This is a genomic window from Myxococcus sp. CA040A, from assembly GCF_013336725.1.
GTDB classification, from domain to species: Bacteria; Myxococcota; Myxococcia; order Myxococcales; family Myxococcaceae; genus Myxococcus; species Myxococcus llanfairpwllgwyngyllgogerychwyrndrobwllllantysiliogogogochensis.
This window is the reverse complement of the sequence record NZ_JABUMR010000018.1, coordinates 1-25,636: the sequence shown is the minus strand read 5'-3', so window position 1 is coordinate 25,636 and position 25,636 is coordinate 1. Positions and strand designations below refer to the sequence as shown.

At 69.0% G+C, this 25,636-nt stretch carries 9 protein-coding genes; all 9 read right to left on the bottom strand.

Features of this window, described 5'->3' with window-relative positions; all coding sequences use genetic code 11:
• Positions 1–11: 11 nt before the first annotated feature.
• Positions 12–1,703: an assimilatory sulfite reductase (NADPH) hemoprotein subunit gene (cysI, locus tag HUA75_RS43625; RefSeq protein ID WP_174489815.1), complete on the bottom strand. Its 1,692-nt coding sequence runs from the start codon at positions 1,701–1,703 to the stop codon at positions 12–14.
• Positions 1,704–1,727: 24 nt separating this feature from the next.
• Entirely contained in the window at positions 1,728–3,569 is a 1,842-nt protein-coding gene (locus HUA75_RS43620; protein ID WP_174489814.1) for an assimilatory sulfite reductase (NADPH) flavoprotein subunit, read from the bottom strand.
• Positions 3,566–5,299, bottom strand: coding sequence for a GTP-binding protein (locus HUA75_RS43615; protein WP_174489813.1), 1,734 nt, complete (start codon positions 5,297–5,299; stop codon positions 3,566–3,568). The genes HUA75_RS43620 and HUA75_RS43615 overlap by 4 nt, the downstream gene beginning before the upstream one ends.
• Entirely contained in the window at positions 5,299–6,216 is a 918-nt protein-coding gene (gene cysD / locus HUA75_RS43610; RefSeq protein WP_174458398.1) for a sulfate adenylyltransferase subunit CysD, read from the bottom strand. The genes HUA75_RS43615 and cysD overlap by 1 nt, the downstream gene beginning before the upstream one ends.
• The gene (gene cobA / locus HUA75_RS43605) at positions 6,209–7,009 is read right to left on the bottom strand and encodes a uroporphyrinogen-III C-methyltransferase (protein WP_141644627.1); all 801 of its coding nucleotides are present in this window, start codon (positions 7,007–7,009) and stop codon (positions 6,209–6,211) included. The genes cysD and cobA overlap by 8 nt, the downstream gene beginning before the upstream one ends.
• A complete protein-coding gene (locus HUA75_RS43600) occupies positions 7,006–7,662 on the bottom strand; it encodes a bifunctional precorrin-2 dehydrogenase/sirohydrochlorin ferrochelatase (protein WP_141644628.1) in 657 nt (218 codons plus the stop codon). Before HUA75_RS43600 ends, cobA begins: the two co-directional genes overlap by 4 nt.
• Before the next feature lie 14 nt (positions 7,663–7,676).
• On the bottom strand, positions 7,677–8,426 hold the full coding sequence (locus HUA75_RS43595) for a phosphoadenylyl-sulfate reductase (protein WP_174489812.1): 750 nt from the start codon (positions 8,424–8,426) through the stop codon (positions 7,677–7,679).
• Positions 8,427–8,908: 482 nt separating this feature from the next.
• On the bottom strand, positions 8,909–10,132 hold the full coding sequence (locus HUA75_RS43590; RefSeq protein ID WP_174489811.1) for an alpha-hydroxy acid oxidase: 1,224 nt from the start codon (positions 10,130–10,132) through the stop codon (positions 8,909–8,911).
• 103 nt (positions 10,133–10,235) lie between these two features.
• Positions 10,236–25,636, bottom strand: a 15,401-nt coding sequence (locus tag HUA75_RS43585; protein WP_174489810.1) for a non-ribosomal peptide synthase/polyketide synthase, incomplete at its 5' end; no start/stop codon positions are given.

Sequence of the window (25,636 nt, the reverse complement as noted above, 5' to 3'; positions counted from 1 at the left end):
GAGCGCGTCGCTCAGGCGGCCTGAGGTGTGCGGGACGGAGGCGCGGGGACGTGCCCCGCCCGCACCAGATAGTCGCCGAAGCCCTCACCCTGCTGTCGCTCGCTCGCATACGCCGCGAACAGTGGCTCCAGCACCGAGAGGATGGTCGCCTCGTCGATGTTCTCTCGGACCAGTCGGTTGAGGCGCTGGCCCCGGGCATCCCCGCCCAGGTGGAGGTTGTAGCGACCGGGGGCCTTGCCCACGAGGCCAATCTCCGCGAGGTAGGGGCGCGCGCAGCCGTTGGGGCAGCCGGTGATGCGCAGCAGGATGTTGGCGTCCTGGAGGCCATGCGCCTGGAGTCGGCCCTCCACGCGCTCCACGAAGGTCGGCAGGTAGCGCTCCGCCTCGGCCATGGCGAGGGCGCACGTGGGCAGGGCCACGCAGGCGAGCGCGTTGCGCCGCAGCGGACTGGCGGTCCGGAAGCTCTCCAGTCCATGGGCCCGGACGAGCGCGTCGATGTGCTCCTTGGACTCCGGGGGCACTCCCGCGATGACGAGGTTCTGATTGGGGGTCAGCCGGAAGTCGCCGGCATGCACCTGGGCAATCTCGCGCAGCCCCGTGAGGTGGAGCGCGCCGGGCCGGTCCGCCACGCGGCCACTGTCCAGATGCAACGTCAGGTGCCAGCGCCCGTCGTGGCCCTCCCTCCAGCCGAAGCGGTCTCCGTTGTGCTCGAAGGTGAAGGGCCGCGTGGGCTCCAGCTTGAAGCCGAGGCGGCGCTCCAGTTCCTCGGTGAACCAGGCTACGCCCCGGTCCTCCAGGACGTACTTCAGGCGCGCGCGCTTGCGGTTGCCCCGGTCTCCGTGGTCACGATGAATCTTCAGCACCTCCTCGGCCACGGCGAGCATCTGTTCGGGAGGCACGAAGCCCAGCACATCCGCCAGCCGGGGAAAGGTGTTGGCGTCACCGTGGGTCGCGCCCAGGCCGCCGCCCACCGCGACGTTGAAACCCTGGAGGACGCCGTCCTCGATGATGGCGATGTAGCCCAGGTCCTGCGCGAACAGGTCCACGTCGTTCTCGGGCGGCACCGCGACCGCGGCCTTGAACTTCCGGGGCAGGTAGGTGGCGCCGTACAGGGGCTCCTCCTCGCCGCCGGCCACCTTCTCCTCGTCCAACCAGAGCTCGTAGTACGCGCGAGTCTTGGGCAGCAGGTGCTCGGACAGGCGCACCGCCCAGCCGTACACCACTTCATGCACGCGGGTGTCCACCGGGTTGGGATTGCACAGCACGTTGCGGTTGACGTCGCCGCAGGCGGCCAGCGTGTCGATGAGGGCGGCGTTGATGCGCGCAATCGTTGGCTTGAGGTCGCCCTTGAGGATGCCGTGCAGTTGGAAGGCCTGCCGCGTGGTGATGCGCAGGGTGCCGTTGGCGTGCTCACGCGCCAGCCCGTCCATGACGAGCCACTGCGCGGCGGTGCAGACGCCCCCGGGGAGCCGGGTGCGCAGCATGAAGCTGTAGTCCGGCTCCAGCTTCTGCTGGCGACGCTCCTCGCGGAGGTCCCGGTCATCCTGCTGGTAGCTGCCGTGGAACTTGATGAGGCTGGTGTCCGGCGTGGAGATGGCGCCCGTCACCGGGTCCGCCAGGCTCTCCGCCAGCGTTCCGCGCAGAAGGCGGCTGTTCGCCTTGATGTGCTCCACTTCGGAGAGGGGCTTGGGCTGGGTGCTCATGTCATTGCTCACAGTCAGAAGGATTCAGTAGACGTCACGCAGGTAGCGCCGCTCGTCACGCAGCGTCTTGAGCCAGTCCTCGGCGTCCTCTCGGCCGCGGCCACCGTGCTCGGCGATGACGTCCACCAGGGCCGCGTGGACATCCGGTGCCATGCGCTGGGCATCGCCGCACACGTAGAGGTGGGCGCCGCCTTCCAGCCAGGTGTAGAGCTCCTTGCCCGCCTCGCGCAGCCGGTGCTGGACGTAGACCTTCGCCGCCGTGTCGCGGGAGAAGGCGAGCGAGAGCTTGTGGAGCGTCTTCTTCTTCAGCGCCTCCTGCCACTCCGACTGGTAGAGGAACTGGCTGCGGAAGTGCTGCTCTCCGAAGAACAGCCAGTTGCGTCCGCGCGCGCCGACCTCCGCGCGCTCCTGCACGAAGGCCCGGAAGGGCGCCACGCCCGTGCCGGGGCCAATCATCACCACGTCCCGGTCCGTGTCCTCCGGCAGCCGGAAGCGCTCGTTGCGCTCCACGAAGACCCGCACCGAGTCCGCGTCCGCCCCTCGCGTGGACAGGTGGGATGACGCGGCGCCAAGGTGGCGCTCGCCGAAGGCCGTGTAGTCGACCACCGCCACCGTGAGGTGTGCCTCCTCACCCACGCGCTTGGGACTGGAGGCAATCGAGTACAGCCGGGGCGTCTGCTTGCGCAACGCGAGGACCAGTTCCTTCGCGCTCCACGGCGCGGGGTGCTGGCGAAGCACGTCGATGACCTGATGACTCTTCAGCAGCGCGCGGAAGGCCTCCGCGCCCGTGGGCGTCAGCACGGACTGGAGCGCGGTGCTCGCGCCGAGCGTGGTGTGTCGCTCCAGGAAGGGCCGGCTCAGGCGCGTCAGCTCCAGTCCCTCCGAGAGCCAGACCGCCAGCGGGAGCGTCTTCCCGTCGCGCGTCACCGGCTCCGCACCATCCAGTCGCTGTTGCCTCAAGACGGCGTCCACCAGCTCCGGTGGATTGGGCGCCCACACCCCCAACGCGTCGCCCGGCGCGTATTCCAGACCGGAGCCTTCGAGGGAGATTTCGACGTGGCGGACGTCCTTGAGCGCGCCTCGTCCGGTGATGCGCTGGTTGACCAGCACGGTCGCGGAGAAGGGGGCCTCCTTGCCCACGGTGGGTGTCGCCGTGGCGCCTCTCAGCGGGACGACGGTGGCGACGGAGGGCGTGCGCGGTTCGAGCGCCTCGCGAGCGCGAGCGAGCGTCTGGTCCAACCAGCCGGTGGCGATGGGCTCGAAGTCCAGGTCGCAGTCGGCGCGCTCCACCAGTCGCGTGGCACCCAGCTCCGCCAGTCGCGCATCGAGTGCCCGCCCCACCTCGCAGAACTTCGGATAGCTGGTGTCCCCGAGTCCGAGCACCGCGTAGCTCAGGCCCTCCAGTCGGGGAGCGCGCTTGCCCAGCAGGTGCTCGCAGAACCCACGCGCGTCGTCGGGAGGGTCTCCGTCTCCTTGCGTGCTGATGACCACGGCCAGCAGCTTCTCGCGTGCCAGCTCTCGCACCGGGTACTCACTGGCCCGGATGATGCGCACGGGAAGGCCCGCGCTCTCCGTCTGGTGCTTGAGTCGCTCGGCGATCAGCCGGCTGTTTCCCGTCTGCGTGCCGTAGACGATGGTGAGGGGCGCGGCGGGTGTCGCCGTGGGAGCCATGGCGACGGACGCCGCCGTGGAGACCGCACCGGGGCGTGCCGCGAGGCCCGCGGCGTAACCACTCAGCCAATGAAGCGCCGTCGGGTCCAGCCCCGCCACCAGCTCCAGCAGCAACGTGCCCTTCTCCGCGCCCAGCAATGCGCCGATGAAAGGAGGCGGGGACAGGGTGAGATTGCCTGGGGAGGAGGCGCTCATGTCGCGTCCTCCCGTGGGGCGGTGAGGCGTCGTGCCCACTGCTCCGGGGCCTCCGCGTCGTCCAGCTCCCACCAGCCCGTGCCCGCGTCATGGGCTTCCTCTCGCAGCGCACGCCGGACCTGGGGCGCCTCCGTGTAGACCAGGGCGAACAAGCCCGCGCGCGCCAGGGCCAGGGCCACTTCCACATCCCCGGGCACGGTGGCGACATGGCGGCCCAGGTTGAACAGCTCACGCTCCAGCGCGAACGCGCGACTGGCCGCCTCGGGTGTGGCGGGAAGCAGGACGACGGCGCCGACCTGGCCCAGCCGTCCGTGTCGCTCGGCGCTCGTGACGAGCGACGCACCGGCGCGCGAAGTGGACTCCGCGGGGCCGAGCACCATGCCCGCGCCCACGGTGTCGTGGGTGAGCGCGTCGATGACGATGAAGGCCCCCGTGCGCCGGTTCTCCTGGTACGGGTCGCACAACAGGGGCCGGCGGCACACCAGCCGGACGCGGCCGATGTCGTTGAGCGCCAGCGACTCCGAGGGCACCTCCGAGAGGGTCTCCAGCTCCTTGCGCCAGAGCACACGCTCGAACTGCGCGGGCGCCGTGCGCGTGGTCTGCTTCACCAGGTAGCGGCGAGTCACGTCCAGCGGCTGTTCACCGAACCACACCAGCATCGCGTCCAGGTGTTGTAGCGCGAGGGGCGGCTGGTCCACGTGGGCGAGCAGGTCGCCTCGGCTGGCGTCCACGTCGTCCGTGAGCAGCAGTGTGACGGAGTCCGTCGCGGAGGCTTCCTCCTTGGCGCCGTCGAAGGTGTCGATGGCCTCCACGCGCGTCCTGCGACCCGAGGGCAGCACCTGCACCTCGTCTCCCACGCGCACCGTGCCGGAGGCCACCTGGCCCGCGAGTCCCCGGTAGTCCTGATGGGGCCGCAGCACGTACTGGACGGGGAAGCGGAAGGGCGCGCCGTCGAGCCTTCGCTGGTGAGGAAGCGACTCCAGCCAGCCCAGCAGTGTGCCGCCCTCGTGCCAGGGTGTGCGGGGACTGAGGCGGGTGATGTTGTCGCCCCGGCTGGCGCTGACGGGGAACAGGCGCACGCCCTCGAAGCCCAGCGTGCGCGCGAAGTCCACCAGCTCGGAACCGATGCGCTCGAACGTCGCGCGCTCGTAGCCCACCAGGTCCATCTTGTTCACCACCACCGCGAGGTAGGGGATGCCCAGCAGCGAGGCGATGTACGCGTGGCGCCGCGTCTGCGGCAGGACGCCGAGTCGTGCGTCCACCAGGATGACGCCCGCGTCCGCCGTGGAGGCACCCGTGGCCATGTTGCGCGTGTACTGAAGGTGTCCTGGCGTGTCGGCGATGATGATCTTCCGCAGCGCCGTGGACAGGTACCGGTACGCCACGTCGATGGTGATGCCCTGCTCGCGCTCGGCGCGCAGGCCGTCGGTGAAGAGGGAGAAGTCCAGCTCCTCCTCGTCACCCGCGCCCGCCGCGGCCTTGAGCCCCTGCACCAGCAGCTCTGGAGGAAGCTCCGTCCGGGCGGCGGCCCGCTTCGCGCTGGCACGTCGCACCGCGGAGATCTGGTCCTCGAAGAGTCCGTCACACTCGAAGAGGAGTCGGCCGATGAGCGTGGACTTGCCATCGTCCACCGAGCCCACCACCGCGAGCCGCAGCAGCGCCCGGTTGGAGTGCTCGTCGAGGAGTCGTTGGATGTCGGGTTGCGCAACGGCCTGGAGTGCGGTGTCCATCAGAAGTACCCCTCGCGCTTCTTCAGCTCCATGGAGCCTTCTTCGTCGTGGTCGATGAGTCGGCCCTGGCGCTCGGACTGACGTGCGTGGACCATCTCGTGGATGACGGCCTCCACCGTGGTGGCGGATGACTCGATGGCTCCGCTGAGCGGGTAGCAGCCGAGCGTCCGGAAGCGCACCCGCCGGAGCGTGGGCCGCTCCCCGGCGCGCAGGCGCATGCGTTCGTCATCCACCATCAGCAGCGTGCCACCCCGGTCGATGACGGGGCGCTCGGCGGCGAAGTAGAGCGGCACCACCGGGATTTTCTCGCGCAGGACGTAGTGCCACACATCCAGCTCCGTCCAGTTGGACAGGGGGAAGACGCGCATGCTCTCGCCCGCGTCCACGCGGCCGTTGAAGAGGTTCCACAGCTCCGGCCGCTGCCGGCGCGGGTCCCACTGGCCATGCTTGTCCCGGAAGGAGAACACGCGCTCCTTGGCGCGGGACTTCTCCTCGTCGCGGCGGGCTCCACCGAAGGCGGCGTCGAAGCCGTGCAGCGCGAGCGCTTCGAGCAGTGCCTGCGTCTTCATCGCGTGCGTGTACTTCTGGCTGCCGTGGTCGAAGGGGTTGATGCCCTCGGCGAGCGCCTTGTGGTTCTGATGGACGAGAAGCCGCAGGCCGTGTCGCGCGATGAAGGCGTCGCGAAACGCGTACATGTCCCGGAACTTCCACGTCGTGTCGACATGGAGCAGCGGGAAGGGCAGGGGCGCCGGGTGGAAGGCCTTGCGCGCCAGGTGCAGCAGCACCTGCGAGTCCTTGCCGATGCTGTAGAGCATCACCGGGTTGGCGAACTCCGCCACCGTCTCGCGGAGGATGTGGATGCTCTCCGCTTCCAGCTCCTCCAGATGAGTGGAGCGTGCGTGGGTCGTGTCAGTCATGTCCCGCCTCCGCGAACCGGGGGACGGAGTCTCCCGTCGCCGTGTGATTCCTCGCCGCGAGCGAAGGGAGCCGAGCGCGCAGCGCGACGACTTCGCCCACCACCAGCAGCGAGGGAGAGCCCAGTCCGGCCTTGCGCGCCTCCTGGGCGACGGTGCCCAGGGTGGCCTCCACCACGCGCTGGTGTTCCCAGGTGCCTGCTTCCACCAGGGCTGCGGGCGTTGAGGCCGCGCGCCCCGCGGTGACCAGGGCCGCCGTCGTCTCCTCCAAGCGGTTTCCCGCCATGAACAGCACCAGCGTCTGGGCGCGTGCGAGGAAGCCCCAGTCGGGCGCTCCCCCCGCGCGGAACGCCGTGGCGAAGGTCACCTCGCCAGACATGTCCCGATGGGTGACGGGAATGCCCGCGGAGGCGGGCACCGCGATGCCCGAGGAGATGCCGGGCACCACCTCGTAGGGGATGCGCGCGGCCTCCAGCGCCAGGGCCTCCTCCCCGCCGCGACCGAAGACGAACGGGTCTCCGCCCTTGAGGCGCACCACGGTGCGGCCGAGCCGCGCCTGGGCGATGAGCACCGCGTGGATGGCCTCCTGTTGTACCGACTCGCCCCCACCTTCCTTGCCCACGTAGATGAGCCGGGCGTGCGGACGCGCGTGCTCCAGCACTCCGGGGTGGATGAGCCGGTCATGCACCACCGTGTCCGCCTCTCGCAGCAAGCGCGCCGCGCGCAGCGTGAGCAGCTCTGGATCTCCAGGGCCCGCACCCACCAGGTACACGCGCCCTCTCGACGACTCCTTCATGTGAACTCTCCAGACGACTTGAAGGTCTTCAGTTCCGAGCGAAGCCGAGCCACCGCGGCCCCTCGCTCACCGCGCGCGAGCAGCGCGCCAGGCTCTCCCTCCACCAATTGCTTCAGCAGGCGCTGACGCCGGGGACCACGAGGCAGCCGTCGGCGCAGCCATCCACTCAGCCTCGCCAGCCAGACGTGGTGGGGCGCGACCTGGGCCCCCAGCTCCCTGCGCAGGTGGCGCGCCAGCGCGGGGGCCTGACCGGCGGTGGAGACCGCCACGGTGATGGGGCCTCGTCGCTCCACCGAGGGCAGGGTGAAGTCGCACAGCTCCGGCTCGTCCGCCGTGTTCACCCACAAGCCCAGCTCACGCGCCTCGGCCGTCAGGTGTTGATTCACGGCGGGCTCATCCGTCGCGGCCAGCACCAGCGCGTGGCCGCGTACATCGCCGGAGGCGTAGGCCCTGCGCTCCCAGTCCAGACGTCCCTCGGCGGCCAGGCGTTGGAGGGTGTCGGTGACGTCAGGGGCTATCAGGTGGAGCCGCGCGCCCGCTTCGAGCAGGGCCAGGGCCCGGCCTTCGGCCACGGCGCCTCCGCCCACCAGCAGGACGCGGCGGCCTTCGAGCCGGAGGCAGACGGGATAGTCGATAGGGGTAGAGGTCGCCATGGCGGGAGTCCGCGTCACCGTACGGGGTGCAGTCCGCACTCGCTGTGCTCTCGTGACTCCCACCACCACCGGCCCGCGCGCTCGTCCTCGTACGGCTTCACCGCGCGCGTGCACGGCGCGCAGCCGATGGACGGGTAGCCCCGGTCATGCAGGGCGTTGTACGGGACGGCGTTCGCCTGGATGTAGCTCCACACCTGTTGCCGGCTCCAGGCCGCCAGGGGGTTGAGCTTGAGCAGTCCGCCGTGGTCGCGGTCGTGCTCGACGACGGCGACCTCGGTGCGGTTGGCGGACTGCTCGCGCCGCAGCCCCGTCACCCAACCGTCCAGTCCCTGAAGCGCGCGACGCAAGGGCTCCACCTTGCGGATGGCGCAGCATTCCTTGCGCGCGTCGAGGCTCCGGCGAAACGAGAAGTAGCCCTGGGTCGACTCCAGCGCCTCGACGCGGGCTCGCTCCGGGAAGTAGGTCTCCACGGGAATGCCGTAGCGATTGCGGACGACCTCGATGAGCTCGTAGGTCTCCGACGGCAGGCGACCGGTGTCGAGGGTGAAGACGCGCAGGCTGGGCGCGTGCTTGCGCGCCAGGTCGATGAGGACCATGTCCTCCACTCCGAAGCTCGAGGCGATGGCCGCGCGCGCGCCGAGCCGCTGCTCGACCCAGGCGAGAATCTCCTCGGTGGTGGCGGCTTCGAGCGACGCGGCTTCCGCGAGCAGGGCCGCGGGCTCGCGAGCGATTCCAAGGGCGGGGGACGACGACACGACGGACACGGTGGACTCCAGGGGCTGAAAAGCAGACGGCCCGCGCCTCTTTCGAGGGCGGGCCGCGCGAGCAGGGGAGAAGGGATGGAACCGCTATCCGCTCCTCGAGGCTCGGGGCCCGCCTGTCGGCGGACACACCTCACACGCACACGCCAGACAGCACGCACAGCGGGCCCCGTGGGGCGCCTGCTGCGTCGCGACTGGCTGGGTGGAGAGAAGGTGCATGAGGGAGCGTCGGGAAGCGGTGTGCGGGAAACAACGGAACAGACCCAGCCCTCGGGACGGAGGTGGGGCCAGGCGAGGCGCGGAGGGAATCAGGAGGCTTCCGGCGCGCGCTTCAACAGCCCAGGCCCGAGAGGGCACAACAGGCACACGACCGACAGCAGCGGCGGAACAGCGCGGCCATCGGAGTGAAAGGCGTCAACACGGAACGGCAAGCTAACGGCTGTCACCTCGCGCCGTCAACCTGACCTCCTTGTCCCGAGGGGTACTCAGGTGTCGCTTGTCCCACCCGCCCGCCTCGTGACGGTGGAAGTCTCCAGTCGGTGCGGGGACGCGGTGGGTTCCAGGGTAGCGGGGGTATCGACACGCAGCGCGGAGCGGTCCAGTTCACTCAGCAGGGGACGACCCAGCAGCGCGAGCGTCCGGTCAATCTCCGAGGTGAGGATGTCCAGTGACAGCTCCACGCCCGCCTGTCCGCCGGCCGCCAGCCCGTAGAGGAAGGGGCGACCCACCATGCAGGCGCGGGCGCCCATGGCGACGGCCTTCACCACGTCGGAGCCTCGGCGGATGCCCCCGTCGAGGATGACCTCCGCTCGGCCCTCGACTGCATCCACCACCTCCGGCAGCACGTCGATGGCGCCCGGGAGGAAGTCGAGCTGCCTGCCTCCGTGGTTCGAGACGATGACGGCCTCGACACCCAGCGAGACGGCCTGTCGCGCATCCTCCGCGCAGGTGATGCCCTTGAGCACGAGCGGGCCGGTCCAGATGGAGCGAAGCCACTCCACGTCCTTCCACGTCACCGAAGGGTCGAACTGGCTGTTGGTGAAGCGCGCGACACCCACCGCGTCGGTGCGGGTCAGCGAGGGATGGTCCACGAAGTTGCCGAAGGTGGCTCGGGGGCTCTTTGACATGCGCAGCACCCAGCCCAGGTGGCGCAGCACGTCCATCACATTGGAGAACTGGACGCGAGGAGGCAGGGTGAAGCCATTGCGCCGGTCCTGCTCCCGGTTGCCCATGACGGGCACGTCCACCGTGAGGCACAGCGCGCGATAACCCGCCGCCTTCGCGCGCTCCACCAGCGCACGCGTGACGCTCCGGTCCTTCCAGACGTAGAGCTGGAACCAGAGTGGGGAGGGCGCCGCGGCGGCCACTTCCTCCAGGGTTCCGATGGACATGGTGCTGAGGGTGAAGACGGTGCCTCGGCTCGCCGCGGCCTTCGCGGCCAGCTCTTCACCCCGAGGCGCGAGCAGCCCCGCGAGCCCCGTGGGGCCCAGGATGATGGGGGTGGCCAGCTTCTCTCCGAGCAGCGTGGTGGAGTGGTCCACCGCGCTCACGTCCACCAGGGCCCGCGCTCGGAAGAGATAGCGGTCGAAGCCGCGTCGGTTGGCGCCGGAGGTGAAACCGTCGTCGGCGGCGCCCTCCACGTAGTCGAAGACGGTTCGGGGCAACCGGCGTCGTGCTCGCTGGCGCAGGTCATCGATGCTGACAATCACGATGCGTGCTCCCTCGGGGCCCGACACCCCGGAGCATCCACTCCGGGAGCGGGCCTGCTGACGTTAGCAGCCCCGACGTGGGGGACCGCGCATCGGGCGTGCATCAAGCTGCGTCTCGCTTCAGCGCGGCGAGCAGTCGCGAGAACAGCTCGGCCAGCGTGGTGACGTGCGGCGCGCGCAGCATCGTGTAGTGGTCTCCCGGTGACTCGTACACCGTCGGCGCGGTGGCAAGCCACGGGCCCCAGCCCAGGTCCGCCGTCACGGTGAGCCCCGGGAGCGGCGTCGCGGCCTTGATGAGCACGGTGGTCCCCTCATACGGCGCGCCCGTGGGCACATAGCCGCGCTGGGCTTCGCTCAGTCGCTGGTAGAGCGCGAAGAGACGCTCCGCCGCGTCGACGTCCAGGTCGAAGGCGTGCGTGGAGGCGCGGCCGGTCAGCTCCAGCAGATAGGCGAGCCGCTCCCGGCCTTCGAGGCGGGTCAGTCGCTCCGGGTCCACCGGGAGGTCTCGCCACGGCAGACCGAGCACCTGTCCGAAGGCCGCGAGCTGCGACAGTGCATCCGGTGTCGGACGCGGCTCCGGCTTGGGGGCATGGCTGTCGATCATCGCCAGCAGCTCCACCTGCTCGCCTGATGCCTGGAGCCGACGCGCCATCTCATAGGCGACGAGCCCGCCGAAGGACCAGCCCGCGAGCAGGTAGGGGCCATGGGGTTGTACGGCGCGAAGCTGCGAGAGGTAGTCCCGCGCGAGAATCGCGACGGACGCGGGAGGCAACTCGCCTCCATCAATGCCGCTCGCGGAGAGGCCGTGAATGGGCCGGCTCGGCGCGAGCTGACGAACGAGCTCCGTGTAGCCCAGCGCGCTGCCGCCGCCTCCGTGGACCAGGAACAACGGGCGCTCGGTGGAGGTGCCCGAGTCGAGGCGTACGAGGTTCGGCGTGGCGCGCGTGCCGTCCTGCTGCTGCTCCAGGAATGGCGCCAGACGCTCGATGCTGGAGCCCTGGAAGAGCGCGGTGACAGGGAGCGAGACTCCCGTGCGCTCGCGAATCCGCGCCATCAGCTTGATGGCGAGGAGTGAGTGGCCGCCGAGTTCGAAGAAGTCGTCCTCGATTCCGACTTGTGAGACGCGAAGGACCTGCGCCCAGATGGCGGCGAGCAACTCCTCGGTGGGCGTGCGCGGTGCGACGTAGGTGGAGGAGGGAGCAGAGAGCACGGCCTCGGGAGGAGGCAGTGCCTTGCGGTCAATCTTCGCGTTGGAGGTGAGCGGGAGCGCGTCCAGGCGGAGCAGGGACGACGGCACCATGTACTCAGGGAGCCGAGACTTGAGGAAGGCTCGGAGGGAGACGGCGTCCAGGTCGTCACCGACGAAGTAGCCGACGAGGCGCTTGTCGCCGGGGACGTCCTCGCGAGCGATGGCGATGGCATCGCGGATGGAGGGATGCGCGAGCATCGCGGCTTCGACCTCGGGCAACTCGATGCGGAAGCCGCGCACCTTCACCTGCGCGTCGGCGCGACCGACGAAAGCGAGCGTCCCGTCGTGGCTCCAGCGGACGAGGTCGCCGGAGCGATAGAGGCGCGCCCCAGGGACGGAGGAGAACGGGTCCGGGATGAAGCGCTCGGCGGTGAGTGAAGGCTGGCCGACGTAGCCGCGAGCCAGGCCGTCACCGCCGATGAAGAGCTCACCGGTGATGCCGATGGGGACGGGCTGGAGCGAGGCGTCGAGGACGAGGAGACGGGTGCCGTTGGTGGGCCTGCCGATAGGCATCGTTGCGCCAACGTCCTCGGGCCGAGCGGCCAGGAAGGTCGTGGCGAAGACGGTGGATTCGGTCGGGCCGTAGCAGTTGGTGACGGAGATGCCCCAGTCCTGCAACGCGCGTCGGACATGGAGAGGCGAGACGATGTCGCCACCCGTGAGGACGCGCTGGAGTGAAGGAGGCGCGGGGAGGCGACTCTCGACGAGTTGGGAGAACAGACCACTGGTGGCCCAGAGCGTGGTGACGCCATGGCGGGCGACGGTCTGGAAGAGCTCTTCGAGCGAGGGCGCCTGAGGCGGGAGGACGACGAGGCGCGCGCCGTGGAGCAGTGCGCCCCAGATTTCGAACGTGGTGGCGTCGAAGGAGATGGGCGCGAGGAGGAGGTGGGTCTGCTCGGGCCCGAGGCGGGTGTAGTCGACGCCGATGAGGGTGTGGATGACGCCGCTGTGGGTGCAGCCAACGCCTTTGGGCTTGCCGGTGGAGCCGGAGGTGAAGTCGATATAGGCGAGCGACTCGGGAAGCGCGGACGACGGCAGGGCTCCGGTGGGGCTGTTGGTCAGCGACACCTCATCCAGGAGGACGCACGTCAGGCCATCGGCGGGCACCTTGTCGAGGACGGCCCGCGTGGAGATGAGGACCTGGGGCTGAGCGTCCTCGAGCATGAATGCAATGCGCTCGCGCGGATACTTCGTGTCGAGGGGGACGTAGGCGGCGCCAGCCTTGAGGATGGCGACGAGGGCGATGATGAGCTCCGCGGAGCGCTCGATGGCGATTGCGACGCGGGAGTCGGTGCGGACGCCGAGCGAGCGCAGGTGCCAGGCGAGCTGGTTGGAGCGCTCGTCGAGCTGACGGTAGGTGAGGGAGGTGTCACCGAAGAGGAGCGCGACGGAGTCGGGCGCACGTGCGACGACGTCGGCGAAGACGGCGGGCAGGGTGGACTCGGGCGAGACGTGCGCGGGAGCGGTGGCCCAATCCACGAGGAGGTTGTGCCGCTCCTCGATGGTCAGCATTCCGTGAGCGCGGACCGGGACGTCGGGGCGCGCCACGAGAGCCTCGACGAGCAACTCGAAGTGTCGAGCCATCCGCTCGATGGTGGAGCGCTCGAAGAGGTCGGAGTTGTAGCCCAGACCACCGAAGACACCTTCAGCCGTCTCCGTCAGGTTCAACTGAAGCTCGAACTTGGCGGTGACCGCCACGCTGCCCAGGTCCACCGGACTGAGCGTCAGCTCCGACTTCTGGACGGCGGACTCGGGCGTGTTCTGGAGGACGAAGAGCGCCTGGAACAGCGGGCTGCGGCTCATGTCACGCGCGGGCTGAAGCTCCTCGACGAGTCGCTCGAAGGGAATGTCCTGATGGGCATAGGCACCCAGCGCGGACTCCTTCACCTGCCTCAACAGCTGGAGGAAGGACGCCCGTGAATCGACGCGGGCGCGAAGCACGAGCGTGTTGATGAAGAAGCCGATGAGCCCTTCGACTTCCGAGCGGTGGCGGCCGGCGATGGGCGAGCCGACGGCGATATCATCCTGTCCCGAGTAGCGGGAGAGCAGGAGCTGCCACGCCGCGAGCAGCAGCATGAACGGTGTAGCGCCTTCACTCTGGCCAAGGGCCTTGAGCTGCTCCGAGACGGCCTTCGAGAGGAAGACCGGAAGCGTGGACCCTCGGAACGTCTGGAGCGGAGGTCGCGCCTTGTCGATGGGCAGCTCCAACGAGGGAGTCCCGGTGAGCTGGTTGCGCCAGTAGGAGAGCTGCTGGTCCAGCACGGCACCCTGGAGCCAGCCACGCTGCCAGACGGCGTAGTCGGCGTACTGGATGGAGAGCGGCGCGAGGGGCGACGGCCTGCCATGGGCGAAGGCGTCGTAGAGCGCGGCGACCTCCTGGGTGAGCACGCCCATGGACCAACCGTCGGAGACGACGTGGTGCATGTTGAGCGCGAGCACGTGCTCGGTGTCGCTCAACTCGAGGACCTGAGCGCGGATGAGCGGACCCGTCGAGAGGTCGAAGGGCCGCTGGTACTCCTCTTTCAGTCTGCGCTGGACCTCGCTGTGAGACGTCTCCGCGTCGAGGCCTCGGAGGTCCACGCGCACCATCGGGAGTTCGCCCACGGGAGAGATGCGCTGGAAGGGTTGCCCATCCAGCTCGAAGAACGTGGTGCGGAGCGCTTCATGACGGCGGACGAGTTCATCGAAGCTGAGCTGGAGCGCGTGGATGTCGAGTTGCCCGTCCAACCGGACGAAGGAGGGCATGTTGTAGATGGAGCTGCCGGGTTGGAGCTGGTCGATGAACCAGAGCCGCTGCTGAGCGAAGGAGAGAGGCAGCGGGCCGGAGCGCGGCACCGGGAGGATGGGAGGAGGCTGCGCGCTGAGGCTCTCCTGCGAGGCCGCGAGGATGCGAGCGGTGAGGGAGGCGACGGTGGGGGCCTCGAAGAGGGCGCGGAGGGGAAGCTCGACGCCGAAGGAGGAGCGGACGCGAGAGATGACCTGGGTGGCGAGGAGGGAGTGGCCACCGAGTGCGAAGAAGTTGTCGGTGACGCCGACGCGCTCCAGGCGGAGGACGGTGGCGAAGAGGGAAGCGAGCTTCTCTTCGTCGGGGTTGCGAGGAGCGACGAAGGAGGAGTCGCCCCGCAGGGAGTCGGCGTCAGGAGCGGGAAGCAGCTTGCGAGCAAGCTTTCCGCTGGGAGTCAGGGGGAGCGCCGCCAGGGAGAGGAAGGCGGAGGGCACCATGTACTCAGGCAGTCGCTTGAGGAGGAAGGTGCGCAGGGCCTCGGAGTCGAGGGCGGTGTCGGGAGCGAGGACGACGTAGCCGATGAGGCGCTTGTCGCCCGGCACGTCCTCACGGACGACAGCAGCGGCGTCGCGCATTCTTGGCGCGGTGCGAAGGACGGACTCGACTTCGCCCAACTCGACGCGGAAGCCACGGACCTTCACCTGGAAGTCGAGGCGGCCGAGGAACTCCAAGGTGCCGTCGGCGCGCCAGCGAGCGGCGTCGCCGGTGCGGTAGAGGCGCGAGCCGGGCACACCGGAGAAGGGATTCGGGACGAAGGCCTGAGCGGTGATGTCGGGACGGGCGAGGTAGCCGTGAGCGAGGTGGGTGCCGCCGACGTACACCTCACCCGAGACGCCGATGGGGACGGGCTGGCCGAGGGTGTCGAGGACGTAGAGCTGCGTGTGGGCGACGGGCGAGCCGATGGAGGGCAGGCGAGGCCAGGAGGAAGGCGCCCCCTGGAGGCGGAATGCGGAGACGACGTGGGCCTCGGAGGGGCCGTACTGATTCTCGAGGACGCTGCCCGGGAGCTTCTCGAAGAAGGAAGCGAGGGTGGCGTTGACCTGGAGTTGCTCGCCAGCGGTGACGACTTCGCGAAGGGCGGAAGGAAGCGTGGCGCCGTGAGAGACGGAGTCCGCCATGGCCTGGAGGGCGACGAAGGGAAGGAAGAGTCGCTCCACCTGCTGGCGGTGCATGAAGTCGAGCAGGGCGGGGATGTCCTGGCGGAGTCCCCCGGTGGGCAGGACGACGTGGGCGCCGACCCACCAGGAAGCGAAGAGCTCTTGAATCGAGACGTCGAAGTTGAGGGAGGCGAACTGGAGGGTGACAGCGCGAGGGTTGGGGGACTGACGAATCTGCCAGGCGAGGAGGAAGCTGAGGGCCCGGTGGGGCATGACGATGCCCTTGGGGATGCCCGTGGAGCCGGAGGTGTAGATGACGTAGGCGATGTCCTCTGTGGAGACGAGGACGCCCGTGGCCTGTGCGGACTGGCGGGAGATGACGTCGGCTTCGGAGTCGACGAGGACGAAGCGCGCACTGGTGCTCGCGGGGAGGACGGAGGCGAGCAGGGAGTGGGTGAGGACGACGGGGGCGCGAGTGTCCGCGAGCATGAAGGCGAGGCGCTCGGGGGGGTAGTTGGGGTCGAGAGCGACGTAGAAGGCGCCGGCCTTGAGGGTGGCGAGGACGGCGACGGCCATGTCGAGGGATTTGTCGAGGCAGATGCCGACGGCGCCGCCCGGAGTCACGCCGCGAGAGGCGAGGTGGTGGGCAAGCTGATTGGCGCGTGCATCGAGGGCGGCGTAGGTGAGCGAGCGCGAGCCATCGGAGATGGCGATGGCGTCGGGCGTGCGGAGTGCCTGGGCCTCGAAGGGGCCGTGCATCGTCGTGACGGCGTGAGACTCGCGTGACGTGTCATTCCAGGAGACGAGGAACTGGTGACGCTCCTGCTCATCGAGCAGGGGCAGGCGCCACAACGTCTGGCTCGGGTCGCTGATGGCGGATTGCAGCAGCCGCGACAGGTGCGCGCCCATTCGCCGAGCCGTGTCCGGATCGAACAGGTCGGTGTTGAACTCGAGCAGGCCGCTGATGTCATCGCCATGGTCCGCGAGCAACAGGGACAGGTCGAACTTGGCGCTGCCGTAGGTGACTTCCACGGGACCCGGAGCGTGTGCCGGCTCCTCATTGCGCGCCTCGGTGCGACGCTGCCGCGGCGTGTTCTGCAGGGCGAGCATCACCTGGAAGAGCGGAGACCGGCTCAGGTCCCGCTCGGGCTTCAGCTCGTCGACGAGCTTCTCGAAGGGCACGTCCTGGTGCGCATAGGCACCGAGCGTCGTCTCCTTGAGCTGAGCCAGCAGCTCACGGAACGTCATCGCCCCCGTCAGCCGTGCGCGCAGCGCGAGCGTGTTGGCGAAGAAGCCGACGATGCCTTCCAGCTCCGTTTGCTGCCGGTTCGCGATGGGCGAGCCGACGACGAGGTCGTCCTGCCCCGAGTACCGCGCCAGCAACGTGTGGAATGCGGCGAGCAGAACCATGAAGGGTGTGACGCCTTCGCGCTTGCACAGTGCACGCAGCGCCTCTGTCACCTCGGTGCTCAGGTGCACCGGGAGCGACGCGCCGACGTGGGTCTGCACGGGCGGGCGCGGCCGGTCGGTCGGCAGTTCGAGCGCATGAGGTGCGCCTGCGAGCTGCTGCCGCCACCAGGAGAGCTGTTGCTCCAGTGCCTCGTCGCGCAGCCAGCCGCGCTGCCACAGCGCGTAGTCCGCGTACTGGAACTCCAACGGCGCGAGCGGGGACGGACGCCCCTGGGAGAACGCCTCGTAGAGCGCGCTCACTTCGCGCAACAAGATGCCGTTGGACCAACCATCCGAGACGATGTGGTGCACCGTGACGAGGAGCACATGGCTTTGCTCGGTCACTCGCAGCAGGGATGCTCGCAGCAGGGGTGAGTGCGTCAGATCGAAGGGCTTCTTGGCCTCGGCGGAGGTCAGTCGCACGAACTCCGTGTCCAGGGCCGTGCCTGTCAGGTGTCGGAGGTCGGCGACGGGAACGGACAGCTCGGCGCGCGGATGGATGACCTGAACCGCGGTGCCGTCCTCCTGCACGTGGAAGGAGGTACGCAACGCCTCATGGCGCTGCACGAGTTCCTGAATCGCGCGCTCCAACGCGGAGGTGTCCAGGTCGCCATCGAGCTGCTTGCTCGAGTGGATGTTGTAGGAGGCGTTGTTGGGCTCCAGCCTGTCGAGGAACCACAGGCGCTGCTGCGCGAAGGACAGCGGCAGAGGCCCGGTACGAGGCACCGCCACGAGCGGAGGCCGCGTGTTGACCGGAGTCTCTCCACGGGCCGCTTCGACCCGCAGCGCAAGCTCACCCACGGTCGGCGCCTCGATGAGCGCGCGAAGAGGCAGCTCGACGTCGAAGGCCTTGCGGACACGAGAGACGACCTGGGTGGCGAGCAGGGAGTGGCCGCCGAGGGAGAAGAAGTCGTCGGAGACGCTGACGGAGTCGAGGTGGAGGACCTCTGCCCAGATGGCGGCGAGGCGAGTCTCGGTGGGGTTGCGAGGCGCGAGGAAGGAGTCGGTGGGGCCGGAGTCGGGAGCCGGGAGGGCCTTCCTGTCGAGCTTGCCGTGAGTGTTGATGGGCAGGGCGTCGAGGGCGACGAAGGCCGAGGGCACCATGTACTCGGGGAGGCTGAGGAGCAGCTCCGCGCGAAGAGACGAGGTGTCGACGGAAGCGGGGGTGACGTAGGCGACGAGGCGCTTGAGGCCCGGGACGTCTTCACGGACGAGAGCGGCGGCGTGGTGGACGGAAGCCAGCGCTTCGAGAGCGGCCTCGACTTCGCCCAACTCAATGCGGAAGCCGCGCAGCTTCACCTGGAAGTCGATGCGGCCGAGGTACTCGAGGTGGCCGTGGGCAAGCCAGCGAGCCTTGTCACCGGTTCGGTAGATGCGAGCGCCCGGCACCGAGGAGAAGGGATTGGGGACGAAGCGCTCGGCGGTGAGGTCCGGGCGGAGGTGGTAGCCGCGAGCGAGGCCATCGCCGCCGATGAAGAGCTCACCAGGGACGCCGATGGGGGCGGGCTGGAGAGAGGCGTCGAGGATGAAGGTGGAGACGTTGGAGAGCGGCCCACCGAGTGCAGGACGCGCAGAGGCGCGGATGGAGAGGGCGGTGGTGTCGACGGTGGCCTCAGTGGGCCCGTAGACGTTGAAGGCGCTCAGGGAGGGCGAAGAGGAAAGCGTCGCCCAGAGAGAGTCGTCGATGGCCTCACCGCCAATGAGGAGACGCAAGGGGCGGCCGGACTCCGCGAGGCCCTCGTCGAGGAGGAGGCGGAGGTGAGAAGGGGCGCAGTCGAGGACGTCGAGCTGGTGCTTCTGAATCCAGGAGAGGAGCAGGGGGACGTCTTCGCGAGCGGCCTGAGGGACGAAGCAGAGGCAGTGGCCCTGGGAGAGGAAGACGAGCTGCTTGACGGAGGCGTCGAAGGAGAGGGGCGCGTTGAGGGAGACGCGGAGCGGGCGCTGGACGTCGGAGTAGACGGAAGAGGAGAGGGCGGAGAGGAGATTCACCACGGAGGAGTGGTGGACCATGACGCCCTTTGGACGTCCGGTAGAGCCGGAGGTGTAGATGACGTAGGCGAGGTGGGAAGGAAGGGTGACGCGAGGAGGATTGGAGTCAGGGAGCGCGGCGAGAGAAGCGCGCAGTGCGGTGTCGTCGAGGCAGAGGGCCGAGCAGGAGGTCGAGTCGAGACGAGGCAGGAGGTGGGACTGGGTGAGGACGAAGGGAGCGCCGGAGTCCTGGAGCATGAAGGCCAGGCGCTCGCGAGGGTAGGCGGGGTCGAGAGGGACGTAGGCGGCGCCGGCCTTGAGGATGGCGAGGAGGGCGACGAGGGAGTCGACGGAGCGCTCCAGGCAGAGGGCGACACGGACTTCGGGCCCGACACCACGGGCGCGCAGCAGGTGGGCGAGCTGGTTGGAGCGGTGGTTGAGCTGAGAGAAGGAGAGAGAGGCGGAGTCGTCGAGGACGGCGAGGGCGTCGGGCGTGAGAGCGGCCTGGGCCTCGAAGCGCTCGTGGAAGGCGCCGGACCAGGGCAGCTCGCGGCGGGTGTCGTTCCACTCGACGAGCACCTGACGGCGCTCCTCGGCCGGCAACATCGGCAGCTCACCCACGAGGGTATCGGGGGTGGTGATGGCGGCTTCCAGCAGGGTGTTCAGGTGCTCCACCCAGCGCGTGATGGTGGCCTCCTCGAAGAGGTCCACGCGGTAGCTGAGTCCACCGGCCAGGCCTTCCGGCGTCTGTGACAGGGTCAGCGTCAGGTCGAACTTCGTGACCTGGAGCTCCTGCGCGAATGACTCCAGGTGCAGCGGAGAGCTGTCCGCGGAGGTGCTCTCCACGGTGCGGTTCGCCACCGGGAGGTTCTGGAGCGACAGCATCACCTGGAAGAGCGGCGTGTGGCTCAAGCTGCGCTGAGGCTTCAGCTCTTCGACGAGCTTCTCGAAGGGAACATCCTGGTGCTCATAGGCGGCCAGCGTGGTGGCGCGGACCTGGGCCAACAGCTCCCTGAAGCGCAGCCCGGGGCGGACCTGCGTGCGAAGCACGAGGGTGTTCACGAAGAAGCCGATGAGGCCCTCGGTCTCCGTCCGGGTGCGTCCCGCGATGGGCGACCCGACGGCGATGTCGTCCTGTCCGGAGTAGCGAGCGAGCAACACCTGCCAGGCGGCGAGCAGCGCCATGAACGGCGTGGCCCCTTCCTGGCGGCAGAGCGTCATCAGGCGCTCCGTCAGCTCCTTCGACAGCCGCACGGGGCGCGAAGCCCCACGAGGATTGCGCACGGGGGGACGGGGCTTGTCCGTCGGCAGCTCCAACAGCGGAGGAAGCGCTCCGAGCTGACGACGCCAGTACCCGAGCTGCTGCTCCAGCACGTCACCCTTCAGCCAGGAGCGCTGCCAGGCCGCGAAGTCCGCGTACTGGATGGGGAGCGCGGGCAGTCGGGCGTCTCCACCCGAGGCAAAGGCTTCATAGAGTGCCGCGAGCTCCTGGATGAGCACCCCCATGGACCAACCGTCCGAGACGGCGTGGTGCATGGTGACCAGCAACACATGCTCCTCGGGCGCGAGCCGCACCAGCATCGCCCTGAGGACGGGGCCCCGGGCGAGGTCGAACGGGCGCTGAGCCTCCTCTGCGGCGAGTCGCCGTGCGTGCTCCTCGCGTTCCTCGGCGGGCAGGATTCCCAGCTCCACGATGGGCAGTGAGAACGGCTCGGCCGGATGGATGTGCTGAATCGGCTCGCCATCACGCGCGAGGAACGTGGTGCGGAGCGATTCGTGGCGTTCGAGCAGCGCGGTGAAGGACCGCTCCAGCGCGGCAGTGTGGAGCGTTCCACGCAGCCTCAGCGCGGAGGGAATGTTGTACGCGGAGCTGCCGGGCTCCAGCTGATCCACGAGCCAGAGCCGCTGCTGCGCGAACGACAGCGGCAGCTCTCCGGTGCGCGGCGTGGGAACCAGCGGAGGCGCTTGCCGTGAGTGCTCCTGCCGAGCAGCGGCGATGCGCGAGGCCAGCGCCGCCACGGACGGCGCCTCGAAGAGCGCACGCAAGGGCAGCTCGACCTCGAAGGCCCTGCGGATGCGAGACACCACCTGCGTGGCGAGGAGGGAGTGGCCGCCAAGCTCGAAGAAGTCGTCGGAGACGCTGACCTTGTCGAGACGGAGGACGTCCGCCCAGATGGAGGCGAGCACCTCTTCGGTGGGATTGCGAGGCGCGAGGAACGACGCGGAGGACGCGAATGCGTCGGGAGACGGGAGGGCCTTCCTGTCGATCTTGGCGTTCGTGGTGAGCGGGAACGCGTCCAGATGGAGGAGGAAGGAGGGCAGCATGAACTCGGGCAGCTTGAGCTTGAGGAACGAGCGCAAGGCGGCCGAGTCGATGGGAGCCGAGGACGTGAAATAGGCGGCGAGGCGTTTGTCGCCCGGCGTGTCCTCGCGCAGCAGGGCGAGGGCCCCCGTGACGGACGGATGAGACAGCAGCGCGGCTTCGATTTCGGGAAGCTCAATGCGGAAACCACGCAGCTTCACCTGGGCATCGGAGCGGCCGATGAAGTCGAGTGCGCCGTCATCGCGCCAGCGGACCAGGTCGCCGGAGCGGTAGAGGCGTGCTCCGGGCGTGGTGCTGAAGGGGTTGGGGATGAAGCGCTCGGCGGTGAAGTCGGGGCGGAGGAGATAGCCGCGTGCGAGACCCTCACCACCGATGAACAGCTCACCCGTGACGCCAGGGGGAACAGGCTGGAGTGTGGCGTCGAGGACGAAGAGCTGCGTGCCGTGGATGGGGCGGCCAATGGGCAGCGGCGCCCCGACGTCTTCGGGCCGGGAGACCGTGAACACGGACGCGAAGACGGTGGACTCCGTCGGGCCGTAGGCGTTGGACACAGGCACGCGCCACGCGCCGAGGGCCTTGCGGACGTGGACTGGCGAGACGATGTCACCGCCGGTGAGGACGTGCTGCAACGAGCTCAATCCCGGAAGCTCGGAGTCCGCGAGCTGGGAGAACAGACCACTGGTGGCCCAGAGGGTGGTGACGCCGTGACGGGAGACGGCGAGTTCGATCTCCTCGAGGGACAGCGCATGCGGCGGCGGGACGACGAGCCGCGCGCCGTGAAGCAGAGCGCCCCAGATTTCGAAGGTGGAGGCGTCGAAGGAGATGGGCGCGAGCAGCAGGTGCGTCTGCTGGGGGCCGAACCTCGTGTAGTCGGGACCCACCAGGGTGCGAAGGACCGCGGAGTGCGGAGTGCCGACGCCCTTGGGCCTGCCGGTGGAGCCGGACGTGAAGTCGACGTAGGCGAGCGACAGGGGCAGCGCCGCGAGCGGCAGCGCCCCCGTGGGCTGAGACGAGAAGTCGACGTCGTCGAGGACGAGGGTGGTGAGGCCGTCCGAGGGGAGCTTCGACGCGAGGGCTCGCGAGGTGAGGAGGAGCAGCGGCTGCGCGTCCTCCATCATGGAAGCGAGGCGCTCACGGGGATAGCTGGCGTCGAGAGGGACGTAGGCGCCGCCGGCCTTGAGGATGGCGAGCAGGGCGACGACGAGGTCGAAGGAGCGCTCCATCGAGAGTGCGACGCGAGAGTCGGTGGAGACGCCCAGGGCACGCAGGTGCCAGGCGAGCTGGTTGGACCGGGCGTCGAGCTGGCGGTAGGTGAGGACGTCCTCTCCGAAGAGGAGCGCTGTCTTGTCGGGAGAACGCGCGACAACGCGCGCGAAGACCTCTGGGAGGGTGGAGTCGGTATCGGTGACGAGCGGTGATGAAGCCCAGTCGACGAGGACGTTGCGGCGCTCGGCCTCCGTGAGGATGGAGTGCGCGGCGACGGGGACGTCGGGACGGGTGACGACGGCTTCGACGAGCAACTCAAAGTGACGCGCCATGCGCTCGACGGTGGAGCGCTCGAAGAGGTCGGAGTTGTAGCCAATTCCTCCGAAGATGCCGTCCGGTGTTTCGACGAGGCTGAGCTGAAGCTCGAATTTCGACGTGCTTCCGCTGATCTCCACCGGGCTGAGCGTCAGCTCCGTCTTCTGGATGGCGGAGGCCGGAGTGTTCTGGAGGACGAAGAGCACCTGGAACAGCGGGCTGCGACTCATGTCGCGGCTGGGCTGGAGCTCCTCGACGAGCCGCTCGAAGGGGATGTCCTGATGCGCGTAGGCGCCCAGCGCGGCCTCCTTCACCTGCCGCAGCAATCGCGGGAAGGACGCCTGTGAGTCGATGCGGGCGCGCATGACGAGCGTGTTGACGAAGAAGCCGATGAGCCCTTCGAGCTCCGAGCGGTGACGCCCCGCGATGGGCGAGCCGACGGTGATGTCGTCCTGGCCGGAGTAGCGGGACAGCAGGAGTTGCCACGCCGCGAGCAGCGCCATGAAGGGCGTTGCGCCTTCACGCTGGCAGAGGGCCTTGAGCTTCTCCGCGGTTGCGAGCGGGACGCTGACGTACACCTGCCCGCCTGCGGTGGTCTGCACCGTGGGGCGAGGCTTGTCGAGTGGCAGTTCGAGGGCCGTGAGGTCCGCGAGCTGACGGCGCCAGTACGCAATCTGCGCGTCCAGCACGGCACCCTGGAGCCAGCCACGCTGCCAGACGGAGAAGTCCGCGTACTGGATGGCGAGCGGCGCGAGGGGCGACGGCTTGCCGTGGGCGAAGGCGTCGTAGAGCGCGGCGACTTCCTGGGTGAGCACGCCCATGGACCAACCGTCGGAGACGATGTGGTGCATGTTGAGCGCGAGCACATGCTCCGTGTCGCTCAACTCGAGGACCTGAGCGCGGATGAGCGGGCCCGTGGAGAGGTTGAAGGGCTGCTGGTACTCCTCCTTGAGCCTGCGCTCTACCTCCGCACGGGTGCTCTCCTCGTCACGGCCTCGGAGGTCCACGCGAGTGACGGGCAGCTCGGCATGCGGCGCGATGACCTGCAAGGGCTGGTCGTCGCGCTGGATGAAGGTCGTGCGGAGCGCTTCGTGGCGGCGAACGAGTTCATTGAGGCTGAGCTGGAGCGCGTGGATGTCGAGATGCCCGTCCAAGCGGACGAAGGAGGGCATGTTGTAGATGGAGCTGCCGGGCTGGAGCTGGTCGATGAACCAGAGGCGCTGCTGAGCGAAGGAGAGAGGCAGCGGGCCGGAGCGCGGCACCGGGAGGATGGGGGGAGGTTGCGCGCTGAGGCTCTCGTGTGAGGCCGCGAGAATGCGCGCGGCGAGGGAGGCGACAGTGGGTGCCTCGAAGAGGGCGCGAAGGGGCAACTCGACGCCGAAGGAGGAGCGGACGCGAGAGATGACCTGGGTGGCGAGGAGGGAGTGGCCACCGAGTGCGAAGAAGTTGTCGGTGACGCCGACGCGCTCCAGGCGGAGGACGGTGGCGAAGAGGGAAGCGAGCTTCTCTTCGTCGGGGTTGCGAGGAGCGACGAAGGAAGAGTCGCCACGCAGGGTGTCGGCGTCGGGAGCGGGAAGCAGCTTGCGAGCAAGCTTTCCGCTGGGAGTCAGGGGCAGAGCCGTCAGGGAGAGGAAGGCGGAGGGCACCATGTACTCAGGCAGTCGCTTGAGGAGGAAGGTGCGCAGGGCCTCGGAGTCGAGGGTGCTGTCGGGAGCGAGGACGACGTAGCCGATGAGGCGCTTGTCGCCGGGGACATCCTCGCGGACGACTGCGGCGGCGTCACTCATTCCTGGCGCGGTGCGGAGGACGGACTCGACTTCGCCCAACTCGACGCGGAAGCCACGGACCTTCACCTGGAAGTCGAGGCGGCCGAGGAACTCCAAGGTGCCGTCAGCCTTCCAGCGAGCCGCGTCGCCTGTGCGGTAGAGGCGAGAGCCCTCTTCGCCCGAGAAAGGATTCGGGACGAAGGCCTGAGCGGTGATGTCGGGGCGGGCGAGGTAGCCGTGAGCGAGGTGGGTGCCGCCGACGTACACCTCACCCGAGACGCCAATGGGGACGGGCTGGCCGAGGGTGTCGAGGACGTAGAGCTGCGTGTGGGCGACGGGCGAGCCGATGGAGGGCAGGCGAGGCCAGGAGGAAGGTGCGCCCTGGAGCCGGAAGGCGGAGACGACGTGGGACTCGGAGGGGCCGTACTGGTTTTCGAGGACGCTGCCCGGGAGCTTCTCGAAGAAGGAAGCGAGGGTGGAGTTGACCTGGAGTTGCTCGCCAGCGGTGACGACTTCGCGAAGGGCGGAAGGAAGCGTGGCGCCGTGAGAGACGGAGTCCGCCATGGCCTGGAGGGCGACGAAGGGGAGGAAGAGTCGCTCCACCTGCTGGCGGTGCATGAAGTCGAGCAGGGCGGGGATGTCCTGGCGGAGTCCCCCGGTGGGCAGGACGACGTGGGCGCCGACCCACCAGGAGGCGAAGAACTCCTGGACGGAGACGTCGAAGTTGAGGGAGGCGAACTGGAGGGTGACAGCGCGAGGGTTGGGGGACTGACGAATCTGCCAGGCGAGGAGGAAGCTGAGGGCACGGTGGGGCATGACAATGCCCTTGGGGATGCCCGTGGAGCCGGAGGTGTAGATGACGTAGGCGATGTCCTCGGTGGAGACGAGGACGGAGGGCGCCTGTGAGGACTGGCGGGAGATGGCGTCGGCTTCGGAGTCGACGAGGACGAAGCGCGCACTGGTGCTCGCGGGAAGGACGGAGGCGAGCAGGGAGTGGGTGAGGACGACGGGGGCGCGAGTGTCCGCGAGCATGAAGGCGAGGCGCTCGGGGGGGTAGTTGGGGTCGAGAGCGACGTAGAAGGCGCCGGCCTTGAGGGTGGCGAGGACGGCGACGGCCATGTCGAGGGACTTGTCGAGGCAGATGCCGACGGCGCCGCCAGGAGTCACGCCGCGAGAGGCGAGGTGGTGGGCGAGCTGATTGGCGCGTGCATCGAGAGCGGCGTAGGTGAGCGAGCGCGAGCCATCGGAGATGGCGATGGCGTCGGGCGTGCGGAGCGCCTGGGCCTCGAAGGGGCCGTGCAGCGTCGTGACGGCGTGAGACTCGCGTGACGTGTCATTCCAGGAGA

What these genes read in the sequence shown, in the direction of transcription:
- cysI (WP_174489815.1), bottom strand. Translation starts at nt 1,703, where the DNA reads ATGAGCACCCAGCCCAAGCCCCTCTCCGAAGTGGAGCACATCAAGGCG.
- HUA75_RS43620 (WP_174489814.1), bottom strand. Translation starts at nt 3,569, where the DNA reads ATGAGCGCCTCCTCCCCAGGCAATCTCACCCTGTCCCCGCCTCCTTTC.
- HUA75_RS43615 (WP_174489813.1), bottom strand. Translation starts at nt 5,299, where the DNA reads ATGGACACCGCACTCCAGGCCGTTGCGCAACCCGACATCCAACGACTC.
- cysD (WP_174458398.1), bottom strand. Translation starts at nt 6,216, where the DNA reads ATGACTGACACGACCCACGCACGCTCCACTCATCTGGAGGAGCTGGAA.
- cobA (WP_141644627.1), bottom strand. Translation starts at nt 7,009, where the DNA reads ATGAAGGAGTCGTCGAGAGGGCGCGTGTACCTGGTGGGTGCGGGCCCT.
- HUA75_RS43600 (WP_141644628.1), bottom strand. Translation starts at nt 7,662, where the DNA reads ATGGCGACCTCTACCCCTATCGACTATCCCGTCTGCCTCCGGCTCGAA.